This window comes from Clostridium sp. (assembly GCF_018372875.1).
Taxonomy (GTDB): domain Bacteria; phylum Bacillota; class Clostridia; order Clostridiales; family Clostridiaceae; genus Clostridium.
In genome coordinates this window covers 72,649-97,780 of sequence record NZ_JAHAIF010000007.1, presented here as the reverse complement: position 1 = coordinate 97,780, position 25,132 = coordinate 72,649, and the positions used below count along the sequence as shown (strand labels likewise).

Annotated in this window: 23 protein-coding genes; 19 read left to right on the top strand and 4 right to left on the bottom strand. The window is 31.2% G+C overall.

Annotation, left to right across the window (positions count from 1 at the left end; translation table 11 throughout):
- Positions 1 to 255: 255 nt before the first annotated feature.
- Positions 256 to 948, bottom strand: coding sequence for a MurR/RpiR family transcriptional regulator (locus tag KIB46_RS04270; RefSeq protein ID WP_156560498.1), 693 nt, complete (start codon positions 946 to 948; stop codon positions 256 to 258).
- Between the two features lie 74 nt (positions 949 to 1,022).
- Here KIB46_RS04270 and KIB46_RS04265 point away from each other — a divergent pair, with 74 nt between their 5' ends.
- Both KIB46_RS04265 and KIB46_RS04260 read left to right on the top strand, forming a co-directional pair.
- Complete coding sequence (locus KIB46_RS04265) at positions 1,023 to 1,637, top strand: hypothetical protein (RefSeq protein WP_027099650.1); 615 nt, start codon at positions 1,023 to 1,025, stop codon at positions 1,635 to 1,637.
- Positions 1,638 to 1,663: 26 nt separating this feature from the next.
- Positions 1,664 to 2,962, top strand: coding sequence for a PTS transporter subunit EIIC (locus KIB46_RS04260; RefSeq protein WP_291670962.1), 1,299 nt, complete (start codon positions 1,664 to 1,666; stop codon positions 2,960 to 2,962).
- 292 nt (positions 2,963 to 3,254) lie between these two features.
- Here KIB46_RS04260 and KIB46_RS04255 read toward each other — a convergent pair whose 3' ends face one another.
- The gene (locus KIB46_RS04255; RefSeq protein ID WP_291670961.1) at positions 3,255 to 3,908 is read right to left on the bottom strand and encodes an NAD(P)H-dependent oxidoreductase; all 654 of its coding nucleotides are present in this window, start codon (positions 3,906 to 3,908) and stop codon (positions 3,255 to 3,257) included.
- Between the two features lie 126 nt (positions 3,909 to 4,034).
- Here KIB46_RS04255 and KIB46_RS04250 point away from each other — a divergent pair, with 126 nt between their 5' ends.
- From KIB46_RS04250 to KIB46_RS04170, 17 genes are all read left to right on the top strand, one after another.
- Positions 4,035 to 4,724 carry an ElyC/SanA/YdcF family protein gene (locus tag KIB46_RS04250; RefSeq protein ID WP_291670960.1) on the top strand — a complete coding sequence of 230 codons (690 nt, stop codon included), beginning with the start codon at positions 4,035 to 4,037 and terminating at the stop codon, positions 4,722 to 4,724.
- Between the two features lie 308 nt (positions 4,725 to 5,032).
- Positions 5,033 to 6,799, top strand: a complete 1,767-nt coding sequence (locus KIB46_RS04245; RefSeq protein ID WP_291670959.1) for a sigma 54-interacting transcriptional regulator — start codon at positions 5,033 to 5,035, stop codon at positions 6,797 to 6,799.
- Between the two features lie 241 nt (positions 6,800 to 7,040).
- A complete protein-coding gene (dpaL, locus tag KIB46_RS04240) occupies positions 7,041 to 8,246 on the top strand; it encodes a diaminopropionate ammonia-lyase (RefSeq protein ID WP_291670958.1) in 1,206 nt (401 codons plus the stop codon).
- Between the two features lie 19 nt (positions 8,247 to 8,265).
- On the top strand, positions 8,266 to 9,453 hold the full coding sequence (locus KIB46_RS04235; protein ID WP_291670957.1) for a YgeY family selenium metabolism-linked hydrolase: 1,188 nt from the start codon (positions 8,266 to 8,268) through the stop codon (positions 9,451 to 9,453).
- A 16-nt stretch (positions 9,454 to 9,469) separates the two neighbouring features.
- On the top strand, positions 9,470 to 11,053 hold the full coding sequence (locus KIB46_RS04230) for a D-aminoacylase (RefSeq protein ID WP_363290156.1): 1,584 nt from the start codon (positions 9,470 to 9,472) through the stop codon (positions 11,051 to 11,053).
- 16 nt (positions 11,054 to 11,069) lie between these two features.
- Positions 11,070 to 12,395, top strand: a complete 1,326-nt coding sequence (gene ssnA / locus KIB46_RS04225) for a putative aminohydrolase SsnA (RefSeq protein WP_291670956.1) — start codon at positions 11,070 to 11,072, stop codon at positions 12,393 to 12,395.
- A gap of 21 nt (positions 12,396 to 12,416) precedes the next feature.
- Complete coding sequence (locus KIB46_RS04220; RefSeq protein WP_291670955.1) at positions 12,417 to 13,784, top strand: nucleobase:cation symporter-2 family protein; 1,368 nt, start codon at positions 12,417 to 12,419, stop codon at positions 13,782 to 13,784.
- Between the two features lie 17 nt (positions 13,785 to 13,801).
- The gene (locus KIB46_RS04215) at positions 13,802 to 14,890 is read left to right on the top strand and encodes a 4Fe-4S binding protein (RefSeq protein WP_291670954.1); all 1,089 of its coding nucleotides are present in this window, start codon (positions 13,802 to 13,804) and stop codon (positions 14,888 to 14,890) included.
- Between the two features lie 13 nt (positions 14,891 to 14,903).
- Positions 14,904 to 16,316: a dihydropyrimidinase gene (gene hydA / locus KIB46_RS04210; protein WP_291670953.1), complete on the top strand. Its 1,413-nt coding sequence runs from the start codon at positions 14,904 to 14,906 to the stop codon at positions 16,314 to 16,316.
- Positions 16,303 to 18,861 carry a selenium-dependent xanthine dehydrogenase gene (xdh, locus tag KIB46_RS04205; protein WP_291670952.1) on the top strand — a complete coding sequence of 853 codons (2,559 nt, stop codon included), beginning with the start codon at positions 16,303 to 16,305 and terminating at the stop codon, positions 18,859 to 18,861. Before hydA ends, xdh begins: the two co-directional genes overlap by 14 nt.
- 25 nt (positions 18,862 to 18,886) lie before the next feature.
- Positions 18,887 to 19,270 carry a RidA family protein gene (locus KIB46_RS04200; protein WP_291670951.1) on the top strand — a complete coding sequence of 128 codons (384 nt, stop codon included), beginning with the start codon at positions 18,887 to 18,889 and terminating at the stop codon, positions 19,268 to 19,270.
- A 45-nt stretch (positions 19,271 to 19,315) separates the two neighbouring features.
- Positions 19,316 to 19,855, top strand: a complete 540-nt coding sequence (locus tag KIB46_RS04195; protein WP_291670950.1) for a nucleoside-triphosphatase — start codon at positions 19,316 to 19,318, stop codon at positions 19,853 to 19,855.
- Between the two features lie 8 nt (positions 19,856 to 19,863).
- Positions 19,864 to 20,889: an ABC transporter substrate-binding protein gene (locus KIB46_RS04190; protein WP_291670949.1), complete on the top strand. Its 1,026-nt coding sequence runs from the start codon at positions 19,864 to 19,866 to the stop codon at positions 20,887 to 20,889.
- Positions 20,886 to 21,872: an iron ABC transporter permease gene (locus KIB46_RS04185; RefSeq protein ID WP_291670948.1), complete on the top strand. Its 987-nt coding sequence runs from the start codon at positions 20,886 to 20,888 to the stop codon at positions 21,870 to 21,872. The genes KIB46_RS04190 and KIB46_RS04185 overlap by 4 nt, the downstream gene beginning before the upstream one ends.
- The gene (locus KIB46_RS04180) at positions 21,869 to 22,654 is read left to right on the top strand and encodes an ABC transporter ATP-binding protein (protein ID WP_291670964.1); all 786 of its coding nucleotides are present in this window, start codon (positions 21,869 to 21,871) and stop codon (positions 22,652 to 22,654) included. Before KIB46_RS04185 ends, KIB46_RS04180 begins: the two co-directional genes overlap by 4 nt.
- The gene (locus KIB46_RS04175) at positions 22,648 to 23,244 is read left to right on the top strand and encodes a nucleotidyltransferase family protein (protein ID WP_291670947.1); all 597 of its coding nucleotides are present in this window, start codon (positions 22,648 to 22,650) and stop codon (positions 23,242 to 23,244) included. The genes KIB46_RS04180 and KIB46_RS04175 overlap by 7 nt, the downstream gene beginning before the upstream one ends.
- A 92-nt stretch (positions 23,245 to 23,336) precedes the next feature.
- Entirely contained in the window at positions 23,337 to 23,669 is a 333-nt protein-coding gene (locus tag KIB46_RS04170; RefSeq protein ID WP_291670946.1) for a hypothetical protein, read from the top strand.
- 27 nt (positions 23,670 to 23,696) lie between these two features.
- Here KIB46_RS04170 and KIB46_RS04165 read toward each other — a convergent pair whose 3' ends face one another.
- Complete coding sequence (locus KIB46_RS04165; protein ID WP_156560492.1) at positions 23,697 to 24,218, bottom strand: J domain-containing protein; 522 nt, start codon at positions 24,216 to 24,218, stop codon at positions 23,697 to 23,699.
- A gap of 45 nt (positions 24,219 to 24,263) precedes the next feature.
- Positions 24,264 to 25,130, bottom strand: a complete 867-nt coding sequence (locus KIB46_RS04160; protein ID WP_291670945.1) for a DUF5685 family protein — start codon at positions 25,128 to 25,130, stop codon at positions 24,264 to 24,266.
- Positions 25,131 to 25,132: the final 2 nt, after the last annotated feature.

Here is a 25,132-nt window from a genome sequence, read left to right as displayed (position 1 = left end):
AATATTTTATCATAAATCCTAAACTCGTAGAGTTTGGGATTTATTTTTTTTACAAAAAAAGAGCTACGCACTAATTATTTAGTGCGACAGCCCCTTTTTTTGATGTCTAGGAAAGTATGCAAAGCACGTACATTCTTAAGGGAAAATGTTATTAATTTCGAAACATGTTTTTAAAGTATATAAATTAATGAATATATAGAAAAAAGTTATTATAATAATTTTAAATAGTGTAGACAAATTAAGTTAATTGTATAGCTAATTTGTAAGATATTCGAAAATAAGAAGTAATTCACCGAAAAATGTGTTGAATTCTTCTGAAATACTTTTAAAGCTATCATAACTTCCAATTGGAACAGATAAGGTAGAGGCTTTAGCTAATTTAGAATTTTTATTAGCTGTAAAGGAAATAATTTTAAATCCATGATTATTAGCTTCTTCAACTAGCTCTACTAGCCTAGAGGTTTTTCCAGAACGTGATATAGCTATTATTAATAGATTATCCTTGTTTTCTGGCGAAAGTAGCTGAAGATGTAGTGTATGTGCACAGCTGTATCCTTTTAGAAATAAAGCTTCACTAATAAAATTTGATATTATATCTGAAAAACCCATGCCAGTTATAACAATTTGTTTATTCTTATATTCAGAAAGAATTGAATTAAAATCTTTCTTATAAGGTTTTACAGTATCATAAAGCTTTGAATATGTATTTTCGTTATTATTTTCACTTTTATTATAAGTGTAGGATATGTAATGAATCATATCAGAATAACCTTCAAAACCTAGTTTTTTAACTAATTTATATACCATAGATGTTGAGGTATAGTTATCTGATGCAAGTTTTCTTATACCTATAGATTTTATTTCATCAATATTATCATAAAGATACTGAAGTAATTTTCTTTCCAATGTATCTAAGTTGTGTTTATGAGATAAAAGTTCAATATTCATTAAATCACCTCTAAGGTATTATACAATAAGCTAATTAATAATTAAAATAAAAAATTAACAAAGGAGAATGTACTATGAGCAACAAATTTACTCAAGACCCATGGGCAAGAACAAAAACTCGTAATGGACTAAATGGAGATGAAGTTATATCGGCTCTACAAAAGTCTATTAGAAGGGGACTAGTTGAGGAAGCATGTAAGTTTGCATATGAAATGTATATTACATCACCTCAAATGGAAGATAAGCTATGGAGAAGACTATTAACAATAACTGTTGAAGATATTGGTATGGGAGATCCTAATGCAGCTATATTAGTAAATAATCTTAACCAAATGAGATTACAATTTGATTATGCAGATGGAGATAGACCAATATACTTTATTCATGCTATAAGATATCTTTGTGCATGTGAAAAGGATAGATCAAGTGATCTTCTTAAGAACATTGTAATTAAAGGATTTGCTATGGGTGAGGTTCCAGAAATACCTGACTATGCATTAGATAAGCATACAGTAAGAGGAGCTGAAATGGGAAGAGACTCATTCCATTTCTTAAATGAAGCAAGTAAGGTTATACCTCAAATGGAAGTAGACAATGATTACAAAGAACGTTATGGAAAGATATTAGAAACATATAAGCCAGAAGAAGCAGTTGAATCAGCATTTAAGTTCAATGGATGGCAGTACTAAAATAGCATGGTAGGAGGAAGTGGGCTATGGAAGGAAATAAGTTTTTAGATAAATTAGATAGAGTTTTATCACCAATAGGAAGTAAGTTAGGAAATCAAAGACACTTAAAGGCAATATCTGCTGGTATGATGATGCCTTTAGCATTAATTGTTGTGGGAGCATTATTTTTAGTTATAGCAAACCCACCTATAAATCCAGATTTAGTTAATGCAGATACTGCAAATTTCTTTGTTAAGGGATTATTATCTTGGAAAGAATTCGCTGTTGAAAATTATGCTATATTAACAGCACCATTTAATATGACAATGGGTATGTTTGGACTTATGAGTGCATTCTCAATTGCATACTCATTAGCTAATGAATATAAAATGAAAGCTTCTATTTCAGGATTAATATCATTATCAGTATTTTTAATGATTTGTGCACCAGCTGTAGAAGGGGGCATTTCTACTCAATATCTAGGAGCAGATGGATTATTTGTAGCAATTATTATATCTGTACTATCTGTTGAAATATCAAGATTCCTAAAGGTTAAGGGACTTGAGTTTAAGTTACCAGATTCAGTACCATCAGCTGTAACATCATTTATTAATTCAATATTACCTGTAGTAGCTAATATAGCAATCCTTTATGGGTTAAATATTATATTAGTAGCAAGTTTAGATAAGAATTTACCAGATGCTATAATGAGTATTTTAACACCAGCTTTATCTGTAGTAGATAATTTATGGGGATTCATTTTCCTAATAACTTTTTCTAACTTGTTATGGCTATTTGGAGTTAACGGAACTTCAATTATATTCCCTATAGTATTTTCATTAGGTATAGCTAACAGTGGACTAAATGCAGAATTAGTATCAGCAGGACAAGCACCAACAAACCTTATGAACTTACAAATGTTTAGAATAGCTATCATGGGTGGAGCAGGTAATACAATAGGATTAATTATTCTTATGATGAAGAGTAGATCAACTCATTTAAAGACATTGGGAAGATTATCAATAGTACCTGGAATGTGCGGAATAAATGAACCAGTAATATTTGGTGGCCCAATTGTGTTTAATCCAATACTTGCAATTCCCTTTTTAATTACACCTATAGTATCAGTATCACTTACATATTTTGTTCAAAGTATAGGGTTAATTACACCAGGATACATAGTTGACCCATCATTTACTCCTTTCTTTGCACAAGCTTATTTAAGCTCATTAGATTGGAGAAATGTAGTTTTCGTATTCTTATTAATACCAATATCAATGGTAATATACTATCCATTCTTTAAGATATTTGAAAAGAAGCAACTTAAGGAAGAAGGAATTAATTAAAAATGTAAAAAGATAAGTTCTTAAGAACTTAAGAACTTAAGAAGTTATAGTAAAAATCAGGTGTTTAGTGGATTATGCTTGAATGAATTCTAATTAGAAATAATTTATTTTTAGATATACAATAACTTTCAGTGGAATATATAAAAGGAGCTATGGCTATTTTTTCTGATAATGTCATAGCTCCTTTTTTAAATATTTTTAATACCTTTAGTACGCGTGGGGGGGATATTTGTTTTGATGTGACTTGGAGCTTGCGACGGAACGAGCAAAATAAATATCCCCCCCACCTTTTTTATTTTACAAGTACAAAAATATCTTGGAAGGGTTGACGTGTTTTTATAGGCTGAGGATTTTTTCTGTAGCCTAAAGCAATCATTAAAGTAACATAAAATTTATCTTTATCAAGTAAGTTTCTCTCTACTAAAATTTTGTTTACAGACTCTAAATCGAATCCACCAATAGGACAGGAATCTATTTTTTCAAAAGCAGCAATAGTCATCATATTTGCACAAGCTATATATGTTTGCTTTGTTGAATAGTCAAGAAGGTCCTCTTCTGTCTTAAGCTTACTTTCTTCAAAGCCCTTCATTATTTCCTTATATTTTTCAGAAACTTCATTTGGCATATGATGAACATCCTTTAAAATATAGTTTATGAAATCTGAATTATATTTAATTTGGTTAGGAGTTCTACTTAGAGCAATAACTAAATGGCTACAGGATGGGATTTGCTTTTGTCCACCCCAGGAAACAGAGGCAAGTTCCTTTTTTAAGTCTTCATTTTCTATTATTAAAAACTTCCATGGTTCAATTCCCATAGAGCTAGGAGAAAGACGTGCACTTTCTAATATAAGATTAAGCTCATTTTCACTTATTTTCTTTGAAGGGTCAAATTCCTTGCAAGCGTGTCTAAAATTTAAGGTGTCTAGTATTTCTTTGTTATCCATATAATAATCCTCCTATTATTGTATTTATAGTATTATTGTTTCAAAAATATCTTAACTAATTCGTAATTGTTAATAGAAAATTATAGGATATAATGTAACAAAAGAGTAGTTCGGGGGGTAAATTATATGGAGGGAAAAAAATATATAAAGGTTCTGAAAAAAATGATGGTTACATTTATATGCATATTGGTAATTGTTCTTTGTGGAGCCTTAGTAATAATAAATGATGTACAAGCAAAAGGTGAGAAGAGAATAGTTATAAAGGATACTCTTCCAAAAAAAGTTGATGCCATTATAGTTCTTGGAGCAGGGGTTAGAGAAGATGGTACCCCTTCAGATATTTTAACTGATAGGTTATCAACATCATTAGATATTTTAAATATGGGAGTAGAAGGAAAACTACTTCTTTCAGGGGATCATGGAAGAGAAGGATATAATGAAGTTGGAACTATGAAGGATTATATTTTAAAGAATTCAGATATAAAGGAGAAGGATATTTTTTTAGACCATGCAGGTTTTTCAACTTATGATAGTATTTATAGGGCTAAAGATATTTTCAAGGTTGAAAGTGCCTTAATAGTGACTAATGAATATCATCTACCTAGAGCTTTATACTTAGCAGAGAAGCTTGGCATAGATGCTTATGGATATACTTCTGATAAGAGAGAATACTACTATATGGATGCTTATAAGAAGAGAGAGAGGATTGCACAATTAAAGGATTTCTTGTTTGTAAATGTATTTAAGCCTGAACCTAAATTTTTAGGAGAGTCAATTCCAGTTAATACAAGTGATGGAAGAGATACGGAAGGGTAAAAGAATAGTTTATAGAATATTAAAGTAAAAAGGTTTTGCAAAAAGCAAAATCTTTTTTCACGTTTAGGGAACTTTTATGAATAGTAAGGAATGAGTATTATACTTATATAAAAATTAAATAGGGAACTTGAATAACAAAGAATAGTCTTTTATGGAAGATTAATGCAAGATAAAGTATAATAAAAATCAGGAGAAAAACTTCTGATCTTTTATTTTTAAAAATATATAAATAAAAGAATATAAGAACTTAAGAATAAATTATGGTATTGAGGTATAAAGATGGAGAGAAGTACATATGGGAGGACACAATGATTAAGTTACGTCTTAAAGATATAAGTAAAGTTGTTAATAGATATGCAAAAGTTATTTCAAGTATTGTAAATATCGATGTTGAGATAGTTGATGAGAATTTAATTAGAATAGCTGGAACTGGATTATATAGTAATAAACTTAATGAGAGTATAGATAGGGTTGGATATGTATATAAGCATGCATTAGCTACAGGAGAAATTCAAATTATTAAAAATCCGGGAGAAAATGAATTATGTAAAAACTGTGAGCAATGCGGAAATTGTATAGAAGAGATGGAGATATGTGTTCCCATAAAATATAAAGATGAGACCTTTGGAATTATTGGATTAATTTGTAGTAGCTATGATCAAAAGAAGAGACTAGAAGGTAATTTAACTAATATGGTATCATTCTTAGAGCAAATTGGGGAATTAATTTCAGCAAAAATAATTGAAGAGAATGAAGTTGAGTTAAATCGTTTGAATCTAAATTTCTTAAAACAAATATTGGATTCTGTTGATAATGGCGTAATCCCCATAAAGAGAGATGGTACAATACAAAATATTAATTACTGTGGATTAAAAGAACTAAAACTGAGCCCAAGTGTAATAGGTAAAAATATAGAAATTACCGAGGTAGAGGAGTATTATCACGGAAATAGAACTTTTAAAATAACAATTGAAGAAAAAGAATTTAATGTTGTTGGCAAGCTTATTCCAAATGTAGTTGGAATAGATGAATGTGATAAGATACTGATATTTAATAAGCTACATAAGTTACAAGAGGATGCATTAAATATTTCTTTAGGGGATAATAAAACAAATACGAAGTCAATTATAGGAGAGTCAAAAGCAATAAAGTCATTAAAAAATAAAGTTAAAAGAATAGCAGATTCAAAATCTACTGTATTAATAACTGGAGAAAGTGGAACAGGGAAAGAATTAGTAGCAAGAGCTATTCATTCAGAAAGCGATAGAAAAAATAAGCCATTTATAGCAATTAACTGTGGAGCAATTCCTGAAACTCTTCTTGAAAGTGAATTATTTGGATATGTTAAAGGTGCTTTTTCTGGGGCAAGTTCTAGTGGAAGAATAGGTAAGTTTGAGTTAGCAAATAAGGGTGTAATATTTTTAGATGAAATAGGAGATATGCCTTTATATCTGCAAGTAAAATTATTGAGGGTATTGCAAGAAAGAGTAGTTGTTAGAATTGGGTCAAACCAATTACAACACTTGGATATAAGAGTTATAGCTGCAACTAATAAAAATCTAAAAGAACTTGTAAAGGAAGGAAAGTTCAGAGAAGATTTATATTATAGGCTTAATGTAATTCCTATAGAGGTACCTCCCCTTAGAGATAGAGAAGATGATATAGATATTATTACAAAGGGATTATTAAATAAATATAATCAAATTTATAATAAATATGTTCATACAATTGATGATGACGTAAGAAATATGATGCATAAATATAGTTGGCCAGGAAATATACGTGAATTAGAAAATGTTGTTGAGTTTATGGTAAGTCTTTCTAATGAAAGTGGAATAGTGAAGATAAGTATGCTACCTAAATCCTTTGTTGATGCATATCAAGAAGAAAAGGATAAAAATAAATTTAGTTTCTTAGATAATAATGAAATAAGAACATTAAAGGATATTGAAAAGGAGTATATAACTAAGGTCTTAGGGGAATATGGTTACGATACAGAAGGAAAGAAAAAAGCAGCAAAAAAATTAGGTATTGGACTAGCTACACTTTATAGAAAGTTAGATGATATGAAATAATTATCATTTTGAGAAAAAGTATAAATAATATTATTGAATTAGAAATATAGAATGTTTTAAGCGATTATCATTTTGAGAATTAATTCTCAAAATGATAATCGCTTGTTTTTTATATATAAATTTAATGAAAAAATAGCTTTTATAAAGGGCAAAATGAGATTAAAGTGTATTTTTCCAATGAAAAAATAAAGAAAAAACTGGCATGAAATTTGCTTTAAGAATAAGCATAGGAGGGATGAAAATGATTGAGAATATTAAATGGAAAGAAAATACATTACCTAAAGTAAATAAGGATGATTTATTAGATTTTTTAAGTATTGAGGAAGTATCTAAAGCAAAAAACTTTCATAGTAGTTTTCCTCAATACTCAGAGACACCTTTAGTAAGTTTGGATAATTTAGCAGACTATTTAGGACTAGGTGGAATATTTATTAAAGATGAATCCTACAGATTTGGATTAAATGCATTTAAGGTATTAGGTGGATCCTTTGCTATGGCTAAATATCTAGCTGAAAAGTTGGGAAAGGATATTAGTGAATTACCTTATGAAAAAATGATTTCTAAAGAAGTGAGAGAAGCTTTAGGAGAAATTACTTTTGTAACAGCTACTGATGGAAACCATGGAAGAGGAGTTGCATGGACAGCTAATCAATTAAAACAAAAGTCTGTAGTGTATATGCCTAAGGGATCTTCTTTAATAAGATTAGAGAATATTAGAAAAGAGGGAGCAGAGGCAAGTATAACAGACATGAATTATGATGATGCTGTTAGATTAGCAGATAAATATGCTAAGGAGCATAATGGAGTAGTAATTCAAGATACTGCTTGGGAAGGATATGAGGATATTCCAGCGTGGATAATGCAAGGTTATGGAACAATGGGGCTTGAAGCTTACAATCAGCTTAAAGAATATAAGGTTGAAAGACCTACTCATATATTTATTCAAGCAGGTGTTGGTTCTTTAGCTGGTGGAATCCAAGGATTCTTTGCTTCTGTTTTTGGAGAAGATTGTCCTAAGACTGTAATAGTAGAAGCAAATAAGGCAGATTGTTTATACAAATCAGCAGTTGCAAATGATGGTGAACCAAGAGTTGTTGGTGGAGATATGCAAACTATTATGGCTGGACTAGCATGTGGTGAGCCTAACATAATTGGATGGGAAGTATTAAAAAGTTGTTCAAAGGTATTTGTATCTTGTCCTGACTGGGTAGCAGCTAAGGGTATGAGAATACTAGGTAATCCTTTAAAAGAGGATAAGAGAGTAGTATCGGGAGAATCAGGTGCTGTTACAACAGGCTTAATATATGAAATTATGAAAAATGATGATTATAAAGAATTAAGAGAAAAATTAGAATTAAATGAGGATTCAAAGATATTACTTTTCAGTACAGAAGGGGATACAGATCCTGAGAAATATAGGGAAATTGTTTGGGAAGGAAATTATTAATATATAAGGAGATAAGGGTATGTTAAGTGAAAAAAGAAAAGAAGAGTTAGTTAATTTATGTAGAGAAATGGTTCAAAATCAATCGATATCAGGTGAAGAAGGACAAGTAGTAGGAGTTATTAAGAAAGCTTTAAAAAACTTAGGATATGATGATGTTTATGTTGATGCATATGGTAATGTAATTGGCCATATCAAAGGAAGTAAGCCAGGTAAGAAACTTTTATTTGATGGACATATTGATACAGTTCCAGTTCCTGATGATTCTAAATGGACATATTCACCTTTTGGGGCAGAAGTAGTTGATGGAAAAATTTATGGTAGAGGAACTTCTGATATGAAGGGACAAACTTCAGCTATGATTTCTGCTGCAGCTTATTTTGCAGAAGATGTTAAGAAGGACTTTGAAGGAGATATTTATGTAGCGGGTGTTGTTCATGAGGAATTATTTGAAGGTGTAGCATCAAGAAGCATTAGCTCATTTGTAAAACCTGATTATGTAATAATTGGTGAATCATCAGAAATGAACTTAAAAATAGGACAAAGAGGAAGAGCAGAAATTGTTATAGAAACTTTTGGAAAACCAGCTCACTCAGCTAATCCAGAAAAAGGTGTAAATGCAGTTTACAAGATGTCAAAGGTTATTGAAAAAATTCAAGGAGTAGAAACTCCTGTACATCCTGTACTTGGAAAGGGAATTTTAGTATTAACAGATATTAAGTCATCCCCATATCCAGGAGCTTCAGTTGTACCTGATTACTGTAAAGCAACTTTTGACAGAAGATTATTAGTGGGTGAAACTAAGGAATCTGTATTAGCTCCAATAGAAAAGATTTTAGAAGAGTTAAGAAAAGAAGATGTAGAGTTAAATGTTAAGGTTTCATATGCAAGAGGAAATGAAACTTGTTATACAGGTGAGGTAATAGAAGGAGAAAGATTCTTCCCAGCATGGTTATATGATGAGGAAGATGAATTCGTACAAGCAGCATATAAGGGATTAAAGAATGCTGGAATTAATCCTGAGATAACTCAATACTCTTTCTGTACTAATGGTTCTCACTATGCAGGAGAAAAAGGTATAAAGACAATAGGGTTTGGACCTTCTAAAGAAAATTTAGCTCATACTATTGATGAGTATATAGAATTAGAACAATTATATACAGGAGCTGAAGGATATTATGAAATCTTAAAGTCTGTTTATAAAAAGTAATTTAAGAGGGTGATGGGTGTTGAAAGTTCTAATTAAAAATGGAATTATCGTTAATGGAACAGGAAAGAAACCATTTAAAGGCGATTTGTTAATTGAAGACAGTAGAATAAAAGAAATAGGGAAAGTTAGTGAAAATGCTGACAAGATAATAGATGCAAAAGGTAGAGTAGTATCTCCAGGTTTTATAGATACTCATAGTCATTCAGATTTAATGATTTTAGTAAATCCTTATAATGAAATAAAAATAAGACAGGGGATTACAACTGAGGTTTTAGGACAAGATGGTATATCAATGGCTCCATTACCTACTGAATTTATAAGTCCTTGGAGAAAAAATATAGCTGGTCTTGATGGAGATACAGACGAAATTGATTGGGAATATGAAACAACAAAAAATTATCTAAAGATGATGAAAGATAATGGAGTTGGGCTTAATGAGTGTTATTTAGTTCCTCATGGAAATGTAAGAATGGAAGCTATGGGGTTAGGCAATAGACCTGCTACAGATGAAGAAATCTCTAAGATGTGTGAAATAACAAGAAGAGAGATGGAAGCAGGAGCCTTTGGACTGTCTACAGGTTTAATATATATTCCTTGCGCCTATGGTAGAACTAATGAAATTATAGAAATGTGTAAGGTAGTTGCTGAATATGATGGTGTCTTTGTTGTACATCAAAGAAGTGAGGCAGATACAATTGTAGATTCTATGAAGGAAGTTATAGAAATTGGTAAGAAGTCTGGAGTAAAGGTGCATTTTTCACACTTCAAGGTATGTGGAAAGAACAATTGGAAGTATATTGATGAAATGGAGAAATTACTAGAAGAGGCTGAAGAAGAAGGTATTAGAGTATCATTTGATCAATATCCATATGCTGCTGGTAGTACAATGCTTGGAGTAATTTTACCACCTTGGGCTCATGACGGAGGCACTGATGAGCTTATGAAGAGGCTACAATCAAAAGAACTAAGGGATAAAATGATTTATGATATGGAACATGGTATACCAGGCTGGGATAACTTTGTAGATTTTGCAGGCGTAGATCAAATTTTTGTAACAAGTGTAAAAACTGAGAAGAATAAAGATCTTGTAGGTAAAAGCTTAGAGGAAATCGGAAAAATCAAAGGTAAAGATCCTTTAAATGCAACTTTTGACTTATTATACGAGGAAGAAAATGCTGTAGGAATGGTAGATTTCTATGGATTAGAAGAACATGTAATAAAATTCCTATGTAGAAAAGAACAAAATGTATGTACAGATGGTTTATTATCAGGGAAACCACATCCTAGAGCGTATGGATCATTCCCAAGAATATTAGGAAGGTATGTAAGAGAAAAAAATATTTTATCTGTAGAAGAGGCTATCTATAAAATGTCAAAGAAAGCAGCTGATGCATTTGGAATTAAAGAAAGAGGAGAATTGGCTAAGGGAAACTTTGCAGATATAGTAATCTTTGATTTAGATAAAGTATGTGATAAGGGAACTTATGTTGACCCAAATCAATATCCAGAAGGAATAGATTATGTAATCATAAATGGTGAAGTTGTAATAGAAGAAGGTGTATACAACAAAATTAAAGCTGGTATGGTGGTAACAAAATAAAGGTAGGTAGAGAGAGATGTTAATAGGTAATGGTAGATTGATAACCCATGATAAGAAGAATTCCTATTTAGAAGATGGATGTATCTACATTGATGGAAACATTATTAAAGAAGTAGGAAAGACAAAGGATTTAAAGGATAAATATTCAAATGAAGAGTTTATAGATGCAAAAGGAAATGTAATAATGCCAGGCATTATCAATACCCATCATCATATATATAGTGCTTTTGCTAGGGGGATGAATCTAAATAATCCTCCTGCAAAGGGATTTATAGATATATTAGAAAATTTATGGTGGAGATTAGATAAGGAGTTAACAATTGAAGATACAAGATATAGTGGATATACAACTTTAATAGATTGTATTAAATATGGAGTTACTACAGTTTTTGATCATCATGCAAGTCCAATGCACTTAGAGGGAAGTGTATTTGAATTAGGAGATGTGGCAAAAGAGCTAGGTATAAGAGCTTGTTTGTGTTATGAAACTTCTGATAGAGATGGTGAAGAAATTTTAAATAAAGGTATAAAAGAAAATATAGATTTTATAAAACATGCAAACAACCAAGATGACGATATGATTAAAGGAATGTTTGGAATGCATGCATCCTTTACATTAAGTGATGAAAGCCTATATAAATGTGCAGAGGCAATGGAAGGCATAGACTCTGGATATCATATACATACCGCAGAGGGAATAGATGATGTATATGATTCATTAAGAAGAAGCGGAAAAAGAGTAGCTGAAAGATTAATGGATTTTGACATATTAGGAAGCAAGACTCTAGCAGTTCATAGTATACATTTAAATCCTAGAGAGTTGGATTTAATAAAAGCTACTAATACCAATATTGTTAATAATCCTGAATCTAATATGGGGAATGCTGTAGGATGTGCACCTGTATTAAATATGATTGAAAGAGGAATTAATGTAGGTCTAGGTACAGATGGATATACTTCAGACATGTTTGAATCAATGAAGGTTGAAAATATAATTCAAAAACATAACTTGTGTGATTCTAATGTGGCTTGGGTGGAAACACCAAAAATGATTTTTGAGAACAATGCTAAGATTGCCAATAAATTCTTTAACAATACATTAGGAGTAATTAAAGAAGGAGCTTATGGTGATGTAATTATTGTTGAATATAACCCCTTAACGCCAATGACTAAAGATAATTATAACAGCCATATAGTATTTGGTATGTGCGGGAAAGCTGTATTAACAACAATTGTAAATGGAAAGGTTTTAATGAAGGATAGAGAATTAGTGGGAATTGATGAGGAGAAAATATTCTCTAAATCAAGAGAATTATCAAAGAAACTATGGGATAGAATCTAAATTCGAAAAGAGGAATTGGGTATGAATAATGAGAGTATGAATGTGGCTCCTGTTGATGAAAAGTTACCTGTAGGTAAGAGCTTAGCATTAGCACTTCAACACGTATTAGCCATGTGTGCAGGTGCTGTAGCAGTACCAATAATAGTTGGTAATGCAGCAGGGCTTTCACAAAGTGATATTGTTTTTTTAATAAATGCAGATTTACTAATTGCAGGAGTTGCTACCTTAATTCAAACCTTAGGACTTGGTTCTAAAATTGGAGCTAAGATACCAATGGTAGAAGGTACAAGCTTTGCAACTGTTAGTGCTATGGTCGCAATAGCAGATTCCTATAAAGGGGACTCTTTATCTGCTATGACTACAATATTTGGAGCAGTATTAATAGCAGGTATATTTACATTTTTTATGGCACCTGTTTTTGGAAAGCTATTAAGATTTTTTCCAAAGGTTGTAACAGGAACAGTGGTATCAATTATAGGATTATCCCTTATACCTGTTGCTGTAAGATGGGCAGCAGGAAATGATACTACATCTCCAAGTTTTGCAAGTGCAGAAAATATTATTATGGCACTTGTTACATTAATACTAATAATTTTAATGAATAAGTTCTTAAAAGGAATGTTAGGAAACCTATCAATTCTATTAGGTCTTGTATTAGGTACTGTAATCGCTTCCGTAATTGGAATGACTGATTTTACAATGTTTAAAGAAGCTGGATGGTTTAGTTTGAATTTACCATTTCACTTTGGTACTCCAAAGTTTGAAGCATCAGCAATTATATCTCTTATTTTAGTTGTATTAGTAATAATGACAGAAGCTACAGGAAATATAATTGCAATTCATGAAATGGTTGGTAAAGATTTAGATGACAAAAACTTAGCAAGAGGTTTAAGGACAGATGGATTAGCAACAATGTTAGCCTCTATATTTAATACTTTTCCACATACAGCCTTTGCTCAGAATATAGGTTTAGTTGCTTTAACAGGTGTGAAAAGTAGGTTTGTAGTAGCAATATCTGGAGGAATATTAATTCTATTAGGGTTATTCCCTAAAATGGCAGCATTATTTACTTGTATACCATATCCAGTACTGGGGGGAGCAGGCTTTGTAATGTTTGGAATGGTTATTTCAGGTGGAATTAAAACTTTAAAATCTGTAGAGTTTGATGGAAATAAGAATTCAATGATAGTTGCAGTAAGTATTGGACTTTCAATGATTCCAACAGTTGTCCCAACTTTTTGTCAGAACTTCCCAGAATGGGTAAATACACTTTTCCATAGCGGAATTACTACAGGAAGCCTATGTGCAATATTACTTAATTTACTATTCAATATCTTAGGAGAGAAGAAAAAATATTCAATACAAACAGATTATTCTAAAGAAGTTTAACTAGAGGAGTGAAAAATATGGCAAATTTAAATGTTAATATATTAGGAATGGAATTTAATAACCCTATATTTACAGCAGCTGGACCAGGTGCTAAAGATGGAGATTTATGTGTAAAAGCTGTAGAAGGAGGAGCAGGTGGACTTGTGACTAAAACAATATCTGTTGATCCGGCACCAGTACCAAGACCTTGTATGGCAAAAACTAATTCGGGTTTTTTAAATACTGAATTATGGTCAGAGCTTCCAAAGGAACAATGGATAGAAAAAGAATATAAGAGAGCTAAAAGTGCTGGAGTTCCAATGATAGTAAGTATGGGCTATAAAGCAGAAGATATAGAAAAGATAGCACCATTGGTTAAGCCTTATGCAGATGCAGTAGAGTTATCAACTCACTATGTTGGAACTGATGTAAAGCCAATAGTTGATGCAATGAAGGCTGCTAAAAAGGCATTAGATTGTCCTGTATTTATGAAAATGAGTCCACATACTGATATTCAAACTATTGCAAAGGCTTTAGAGGATGCAGGTGCAGATGGGTTAGTAATGATTAATTCTTTTGGTCCATGTATGTCAATAGATTTAGAAACAGGATATCCAATAATGGGAAGTCAAAAGGGATATGGCTGGTTATCAGGAGCACCAATTAGACCTTTAGCAGTAAGAAATATATATGATGCATCAAGAGTTGTTAATATTCCAATAATAGGAGTTGGAGGAGTTACCTGCGGAAGAGATGCAGCAGAAATGTTAATGGCAGGAGCATCAGCAGTTGAAGTTTGTACAGAAGCAATTTTAAAGGGACCTGGAATATATGGAAAAATAGCGAAAGAGTTAAATGCCTTCTTAGATGAGCATGGATATAAAGATGTAAAAGAAATTATTGGACTATCACATAAAAAGGCTGATGAAAGAACATTCAGGACAGAAGCTATTCCGCCTGTAGTAGATAATGATAAGTGCATAAAATGTGGTCAATGTAGAGTTAGTTGTGTATATGATGCAATTACTATTGAAGATGTTCTTAAGATTGATGAAGATAAGTGTTTTGGTTGTGGATTATGTGTTACAAGATGTCCAAAAGGAGCATTAACTATTCAATATAAATAAGAAGGTGCAATATATGGGTATTGTTTTAAAGGGTGGTACAATAGTTTCTTCGAAAGATTCATATATAGCTGATATAAGAATAGAAAATGGGATAATTAAAGCTATGGGAGAGAATCTAGAAGTTGATGGAGATGAAGTAATTAATGTTTCAGGGAGATATATTCTCCCTGGAGGAATTGATGCTCATACACATTTTGATTTAGAGGTTGGAGTAACAAGAACTGCAGATAATTTTGAAACAGGAACTAAAGCTGCATTAGTTGGTGGTACTACAACAATTATTGATTATGCAAATCATATAAAAGGACAAAGATTTTCAGATGATTTAAGGCACTATAGTACTTTAACAGATGGAAGATGTTATTGTGACTATAGTTATCATCTAAGTATAACAGAATGGAATGAAGATTTTTATGAAGAAATGGAAGAGATGGTTTTAAGAGGAGTACCTTCTTTTAAGATGTATATGGCATATAAGGATACTCTTCAAGTAGAGGATTATGAAATAGAAGAAGCATTAAGAAAAGCTAAAGAATTAGGTATTATACTTTCATTTCATTGTGAAGATGGAGATGAAATAGTTAAAAATGTTTCTAATCTTCTTTTAGAAGGCAAGACAGAGCCAAAATATCATGAGATTTCTAGAGGAGATGAGGTTGAGCTAGCTGCTGTTAAAAGGATTTTAGATATATCTGAAAAGGTTGATTATCCAGTATATATAGTACATCTAAGTACTAAAAAAGCTTTAGATGAAATAATTAGAAGACGTAAATCAGGAACCAAGGTAATTATAGAAACATGTCCTCAATATCTTTTGCTAAATAAAGATGCTTATAAAGGAAAAGTTGATGATGATTTTAATGGAGCAAAATATGTTATGTCTCCTCCACTAAGATCAAAAGAAGATAATAATGCTTTATGGAAAGGTATTGATAATAGGGATATACAAATTCTTGCCACAGATCATTGTTCTTTTAATTATAAAAATCAAAAAGAAATAGGATTAAATGATTTTTCTACAATACCAAACGGAGCACCAGGAGTAGAACATCGCATGATATTACTTTATTCATTTGGAGTAAGAGAAGAGAGAATTTCTATTAATAAGCTAGTAGAAATAACCTCTGAAAATCCATCTAAGATTTTCGGATTATATCCTAATAAGGGAGTAATAGCAGAAGGTAGTGATGGAGATATATTAGTTCTAAATCCAAGTGGAGAAGAGTTAATAACATGGAAAAATCAAACTCAAAATGTTGATTATACTCCATATGAGGGATATAAGGTAAAAGGAAAAATAGAAAGGGTATTCTTAAGAGGAAAAGAAGTAGTTAAAGATGGAAAGCTACTTTCTGATAAGGCCTTTGGAAAGTTTGTAAGTAGAAAAAGGTTGAGAGATGAGGTGCAAAAGTATGGTGAAATTTAAATTAAATGGTAGAGTTGCAGAGATTGAAGAGGGGAGAACTCTTATTAATTATTTAAGAGAGGAATGTGACCTTACTTCAGTAAAAAATGGTTGCGGGGAAGGTGCTTGCGGTGCATGTATGGTTTTAGTTGATGGAAAGGCTACAAAAGCATGTATCTTAAAGTCAGATAAGATAGAAGGAAAGGAAATACAAACTGTTGAAGGATTAAGTGATAGGGACAAAAAGGTATTTGCTTATGCCTTTAGTGAAGCAGGTGCAGTACAATGCGGATTTTGTATTCCTGGAATGGTAATTAGTGCAAAAGCTTTACTTCTTAAAACTTTAAACCCTACATTAGAGGAAATAAAAAAGGCATTAATGGGGAATATCTGTAGGTGTACAGGCTATGTAAAAATTGAAAAAGCAGTACTTATGGCAGCAGAAATCCTTAGGGAAAATAGAGATGTTCCAACAGTATTCTGTAAGGGGATTGTTGGAGAAGAGATGGGAAGAATTGATGCAGAGGATAAGATATTAGCTGAAGGCGAATATGTAGATGATATGAAAATTGATGGTATGATATATGGATTTGCATTAAGAAGTAAATATCCAAGAGCCTTAGTTAAAAATATTGATTATTCTGATGCAGAGAAGTTAGAAGGAGTAGTTAAGGTAGTAACTTCTAAGGATATACCTGGAGAGAGATATGGAGGACACTTAAAGAAAGATTGGCCAGCGCTTATAGAAGTAGGAGAAGAAACTAGATATGTAGGTGATGCTATAGCTTTGGTTGCTGCAACTTCAATGGATATTGCAAGGAAGGCAGCAGACCTAATAAAAGTGGATTATGAGGAGTTAGAACCACTATCATTACCTGAAGAAGCAATGAAGGAAGGAGCTCCTAAAATTCATAAGGATGGCAACATTCTAGTAAGGGAAGTCTTAAAAAGAGGAAAGGTAGATGAAGCTCTTAAAAATTCCAAGTATGTTGTTACTAACCATTACTCAGTTCCATTTACAGAACATGCATTTTTAGAGCCTGAATCTGCAGTGGCAGTTCCAACAGAAAAAGAATTAATAGTTTATACAGGTAGTCAAAGTGTTTATGATGATTTACATGAAATAACTCACTTATTAGGATTAGGTGAGGATAAGGTTAGGATAATATCTAAGTATGTAGGTGGAGGATTCGGTGGCAAAGAAGATATGAGCTGTCAACATCATGCTGCATTACTAGCATACTTAACTGGAAAACCTGTAAAAATGACTTTAACAAGGGCTGAAAGTATTAAGGTTCATCCAAAGAGACATGCCATGGAGATGGAGTTTACAACAGCCTGTGATGAAAAGGGTAAGCTTACAGCAATGAGAGCAAAGATAATTGCTGATACTGGAGCTTATGCATCTCTTGGTGGTCCGGTATTACAAAGAGCATGTACTCATGCAGCAGGTCCATATAATTATCAGAATTCAGAGGTGGAAGGAATTGCAGTATATACTAATAATCCTCCAGGTGGTGCATTTAGAGGTTTTGGTGTTACGCAATCAGCTTTTGCTACTGAATGTAATATAAATCAATTAGCAGAGTTAGTTGGAATATCACCTTGGGAATTTAGATGGAGGAATGCAATTGAAGCAGGACAAGAGTTACCAAATGGCCAAATTGCAGATCCTGGTACAGCTTTAAAAGAAACTTTATTAGCTGTAAAAGATGTATATGACAACAATGAATATGTTGGTATTGCCTGTGCCTTTAAAAACTCTGGTATTGGAGTAGGACTTCCTGATATAGGAAGATGCATCTTAGAAATAAAAGATGGAAAGGTTCATATAAGAAGTTCAGCAGCTTGTATAGGACAAGGTTTAGGAACAATCTTAACGCAAATATTATGTCAGACATTAGATATTACTCCTGATAAGGTAGTATATGAAGCACCTGATACTAGGAGAACACCAGATTCAGGTACCACAACGGCATCAAGACAAACAACTTTCACAGGAGAAGCTGTTAGGGTAACTGCTTTAAAAGTTAAGGAAGCTTTAAATGGAAGAACTTTAGATGCCCTTAATGGACAAGAGTTCTATGGTGAGTTCTCAGGAGTAACAGATAAAATGGGAAGTGATAAAAAGAATCCAGTAAGCCATGTTGCTTATGGATTTGCAACTCAAGTTGTTGTTTTAGATGAAAATGGAAAATTAAAAAAGGTTGTAGCAGCTCATGATGTTGGTAAAGCTATAAACCCAAAGAATGTTGAAGGACAAATTGAGGGTGGAGTAGTTATGGGATTAGGATATGCTCTTACTGAAGATTATCCTTTAAAAAATAGTGTGCCTACTGCAAAATTTGGAACATTAGGGTTATTAAGAGCAACAGCAGTACCAGAGATAAAGGCTATGGTTATAGAAAAAAATACTAATGATTTATCTTATGGTGCTAAAGGGGTAGGAGAGATAACATGTATCCCTACTGCACCAGCAGTTCAAGGTGCTTATTATAAATTTGATGGAGTATTTAGAACTAAATTACCATTAGAAAATACTTTTTATAAAAAGTCAAAAAAATAGAATTATTGATTTGGAGGAAATGAAAATGAATAAAGAAATAATTAATACAGTAAATGCGCCAGCAGCTATTGGACCATATTCACAAGGAGTTAAGGTTGGAGATTTAATATTTACATCAGGTCAATTACCAATTAATCCTGAAACTAAGGAAATACCTAAAGATATTAAAGAAGCAACAAAGCAAAGTATAGAAAATGTTAAAGCTATACTAGAAGAGAGAGGATCAGCTCTAGAAAATGTTATTAAGACTACTGTATTTTTAAAGGATTTAAATGACTTTGCTTCAGTAAATGAAGTATATGGAGAATTTTTTAAAGAGAATCCACCAGCTAGAAGCTGTTTCCAAGTTGCAAAGCTACCAATGGATGCACCAATAGAAATTGAAGTGGTTGCAGTTATCAATAAGTAGAAAAGGAATAGTCAGCGAAGATTACTTCGCTGACTTATAAAAGATATGGAAACTAAAAATATATTTTTAACTGGTAAAAAGAGAAGTGGTAAAAGTACCATGATAAATAATATTCTTAATGAGTTAGATATAAATTATTCTGGATATAGGACTTTACCATATTACATAAATAATGAAGCTAGAGGGTTTTACTTAAATGGATATGTAGATTGTGTTGGTAATAATAGCCCGATTTCCATTAAGATTGGAGAAGAAAAATGCATTCCAATCATTGAAAGTTTTGAGGTTGTAGGTACGTCTATATTAGAAAAAAGTATTGAGTGTAGTAATACAAAACTTATTCTTTTAGATGAAATAGGAAGGTTAGAATCTAATGCATATACATTTAAGAAGAGAATAGTGGAGGCATTAGATAGTGAAAAGGTTGTTTTAGGAGTATTACAAAAAGCTGAGAATGAATTTCTAATAGATATAATTAAACGTGAAGATACTGTAGTTTTTGACATAGATAACTTAACAAATTATGAAATAAATGAAGTCAATAAAAAGATATTAGACATTATAAAATTATTGTTAAAAGGGTGAGGTAAATTATGAAGAGATTTAAGAAAATTATGAGCCTATTTATTATAGGAATATTGATGAGCACATTTGTTGTTGGCTGTGGTTCAAATAATGTGGAATCTAAAGATAATAAAGTAACAGTTGTAGACCAATTAGGTAGGGAAGTTGAATTAGATGGTACACCTGAAAAAATAATATCTAGTTATTATATTTCAACCTCTCTTTTAATTAATTTGGGGGTACAGGATAAGTTAGTTGGAATAGAAGCTAAAGCAAAGACTAGGGAAATGTATAAGAAGGTAGCAAAAGAATTGATAGATTTGCCAGCAGTAGGTACTTCAAAGGAAATTAATATAGAAGAGTGTGCTAATTTAAATCCAGATTTAGTTATTATTCCTACTAGATTAAAGGAGTTCATACCTAAGTTTGAAGAATTAAAGATTCCAGTAATAGCTATAGAACCTGAGACATTGGATCAGTTTAAAGAAACAGTTAAATTAATTGGTAAGGCAGTAGGAAAGGAAGAAAAGGCTAATAAGCTTGTAAACTATTATGATGATACAATATCTAAGGTTAAAGAATTAAATAAGAACCTTACAGAAAAACAAAATGTATATTTAGCAGGTAGTGATAGTGTTTTAAAAACATGTACATCTAAGATGTATCAAAACTATATGTTCGAAGTATGCGGTGGAGAAAATGTTACAAAAGAGCTTACAGATGGATATTGGACAACTATTTCTGTTGAAGAATTAGTTAAAAAGAATCCTGATGTAATCTATATGGTTGGATATGCAAGTTATTCAAAAGATGACATTTTAAAAGATGAAAGACTTAAAGGAATAAATGCTATAAAGAATAACCAGGTTTATGTGTTCCCATCAACTTTAGAAGCATGGGATTATCCAACTCCATCATCTATGTTAGGAATTTTATGGCTTGAAAATAATCTACATCCAGATTTATATTCTAAGGAAGACTATATAAAGGATGCAAAAGATTTTTATAAAGAATTTTATGATATAGAAGTAAGTGAAGAGGAACTTGGCCTATGAAATTAAAGAAGTCTATATTATTACATGGAATAGTTCTTTTTATTTTAATATTAGTATCATTAAGTATAGGGAGATATAATATAGAGTTTAAAGAAGTTATTAAAACCTTGTTTAATATGGATGCAAGCTCTCAGGATTTTAATTTATTAATGAATATTAGAATTCCTAGAGTACTGCTTGTTGTAATTGGTGGTGGAGCCTTAGCATTATCAGGAATGGTATTTCAAAGTATATTTCAAAATCCATTAATTTCACCTGATGTATTAGGAGTTACTTCGGGATGTTCTTTAGGTGCAGTTGTAGCTATAGTATTATTTTCTTCATCAACAATATTATTACAAGTTATGTCATTCGTTTTTGGAATAGGGGCAGTGATTTTTTCAATGCTCCTTTCTAAAAATATGAAAAGCAATAAGGTTTTGGCCTTGGTTATTTCGGGTATAGTAACAGGAGCTATAGCTTCAGCTTTTATAATGATATTTAAGTATTTTGCAGATCCATATAAAGAGCTTCCAGCAATTGATTTTTGGCTTATGGGAGGCTTTTATAATAGTTCATGGTCTAAGGTAGTTATAGTATTCATACTAACATTAATAGCATCATTAGTACTATTTTTAGTTAGATGGCAGCTTAAAGTTTTAACCATGGGAGACACTCAAGCAAAATTATTAGGCGTTAATGTAAATGCGATTAGAATAGTTGCTATATTAGCAGCAACATTATTAGTTTCAGCTGTTGTTTCAGTTGCAGGGGTTGTAAGTTGGATTGGTATTTTAGCACCACATATAGTTAAGTCTTATTCTAAAGATGATATTTCAAAGATAATGCCAACAACATTATTAATGGGAGGAATATTGATGATAATAGCAGATACAATTGCAAGAACAATATCAACAACAGAAATTCCTATAAGCATATTAACTTCATTAGTAGGTGCTCCATTTTTAGTATATCTACTATGTAGAAAGAAGGGGTTAGTATAGATACATCTAAAAAATTAGTAATTGAAAATTTAAGCGTTAATTATGATGAAAAAGAAATTTTAAAAAATATAAATATCAAGTTGAAGCCAGGAGAGACAACTATACTATTAGGTCTTAATGGAGCAGGAAAGACAACCCTTTTGAAAACTATTTCTGGATTAGTAAAATATAAAAATGGAAAAATAAAATATGATAATAATGAGTTTTTAAAATGGAGTAATAAGGAAAGAGGAAAATTAATATCATATATACCTCAATATATACACACAAATCAAAACTATATGGTAGAAGATGTTATTTTAATGGGAATAACACCTTACTTAGGTATTTTTGATATGCCTTCAGAAGAACATTATAAGATGGTTGATGATATCCTAAAGAAATTAAATATTTATCATTTGAAAAATAAGTGTATTGGAGAGTTAAGTGGGGGCGAAAGAAGAATGGTTTATCTAGGAAGAATACTTATGCAAGAATGCAAAATCCTTCTTTTAGATGAACCTAATACATTTTTAGATTATGTAAGGCAACATGATTTTTTCTCATTTATAGATAAATTTATTAAAGATAATAATTTAATAGCTCTTGTGACTGTTCATGATATTAATTTGGCTTTAAGATATGGAGATAAAATTATAATATTAAGTGATAAAAGTGTAGTGGAAACTATAGATTGTACAAAAGAAGGCTATGAAATAAAATTTGTTGAATGTATGAAAAGAGTATATAAAAGAGAGTTAGAATTAATATATACAAAGGTAGGACCAATGGTAGTATGTTAAAAAATTCATTTATAAATATTAATGCCATTATTCTAGCTGCTGGAAATAGTAGTAGATTTAATGGAAACAAATTATTATCCATTTATAATGAAAAGCCCCTAGCAATGCATATCATAGAAAAGAGTTTTGAGGTTGGTTTTAAGGATATAATTTTAGTTACCCAATATAATGAGCTTAAAGAAATGTTAAAGGATAGAGATATTAAAATTATTAGAAATTGTATGCCAAACAAAGGTATATCTTATTCAATAAAGCTTGGATTAAAAGAGTGTAGGAATTGTGATGGGGTAATGTTTTTAGTATGTGATCAACCATATATTTCAGATAAAACTATGAAGGATTTAATAGAAATATTTAAAGAAAATCCTGATAGAATAATAAGTTCTAAGTATTGTGGCAAACTAAGGAATCCTAATATTTTTCCAAAGAAATATTTTAAACAACTTTTAGAACTTAATGGGGATATGGGAGGAAAAAGTATAATATTAAATGACTTAAATAATGTTTTTGAATATGAAATTGAAAATGAACTTGAAGTTTTAGATATAGATACAAAGGAAGATTTAAATAAAATAAATACTTTAATTTAAGAAGACTTTTTAAAGTCTTCTTTTTTGAATTGTAAATATATAACAAACAAGGACGATAATATAAATAAGAATAGGAAGGGGGTAAGCCTATTATGTGGAGAACTACTGATATTAATAAGATTGTAAATAAGTATGAGGTGAAAAAAGTATATGGAGGAAAAAGACCGTCAAAGATAAGGGATGATGGAGGAGAAGGAAAAAATAAGAGCTTTAAAGAAGCTTTAAAGGAGCAAAAAAAGGATAGTTCTAAGGAAGAAATAATAGTTCAAGCCAAGGAAGAACTAGAGGAAAGTGTTATTGTATCATCTTCACTAAGAAGCTTAATACAGAAAAACAATGTTTTAGATAGAATTATAGAAGAGGAAATTCAAAATCATCCAAATTTAAATAATTTAGTAGAGGATCTTTATAAGGAAGAAAAATAAAAGGTGGAAGGTTTAGCCTTCCGCCTTTTAACATAGTCCTCCTTTGCCTCCACTAGAGTTGTTGTTACCACCACAAAGGTTTCCGCCTCCACCGCCACCGGCTTTAGCATTTGAAAAGTTTTGTTTATATGAACCAACTTTTTGATTAAGTGTATTCATAGCAGAAACATATTCGTTATTATAAGGATTAAGAGTTGCAGCTTTTTTTATATGGTTAACACCAGATTCAACCCATCCTTTCTTAAGTAACAATACACCTTTTAAGTAATTCCATTCTGCAGATGAGATATCAGAAACTAAATTAAGTCTTGCTTCAGCAGCAACGAAGTCATCATCTTCTATCATTTCACGTACTTCTTCGCAGGCAATGTTATGAGAGATTATTCTATAAGCTTCATTTGCTTCATTAAGCTTTTCTGTATAGAATGTTTTAATGGAATCGTCTTGAAGGTCATCAGTATTATAAGTTTGTACTATTTTTTGATAAGCTTGATTTACTTCACCCTCAGAAGAGTGAGGTAATACACCAAGTACTTTATAAGGATCCATAAATTTGTATACTCCTTGCATTCTATTGCTTTGATATAAATATACTCATAGCTTTAATAAAATATGATTATATTTATCCATTAATCCTAAATTAATGACGTTTTCGATTATTTCTTTATTTTTAATTAAAGGTAAGTCCTTTAGTTTTTCACTACAGCTAGAAGCTAATGTCATTAATACTAAATCTACCTTTTCTTTAACTATATCCAAAAGTTCTTCATAAGAATAATTCTTTTTATTATAAACTTTAGAAATAGGATTAAACTTACCTCCTTCCATATCTTCTTTTAAGTCGTCAAAAGCATCAATTAAATATATCCATTTTCCAAAGTAATAGCCAAATAGATATAAGTTATTACGTGCCTCCTTTCCATCATCTTTTAGCTTAAAAGGACATTCCTTAAGAACCTCCCCAACTATATGACTAAAGGGATGACTAATTTCATCAAGAGAACTAAAATTTCCACTACGCTCTAAGGAGTGAAGCTTATTTAAATTATCTTTAATGATATTATCTAAATTATTGTTAGATATTTTTTTGTAATAAGGAGTAAGTGATTTTACTAATGCTAGGCTTTTTAAGCTATTATTATCTAAATAGTCATCTAGAAGTTTGTAGTATATTAAAGCCATATTTAAATCTGTGGCATAGTCTAAAGCGCTATTTGTTTCAATACACTCTCTATTTTCTAATGGATGTTTAAGGCATCGTGCCTTGAAGGATTTTGTGTCTTCAGAATTTAGCCCATCCATTAGTACAGCAAAAAATGTAGCATCATAGTTTAACCCAAGTCTGGGTATGTTTCCAAATTTATTTTTTATAGAATAGCACATGCCACAATAATAACTTTTAAACTTTTCATAATCTTTTAATTTTAGTTCACTCATTAAAGGTGTGATATAACCAAACATTT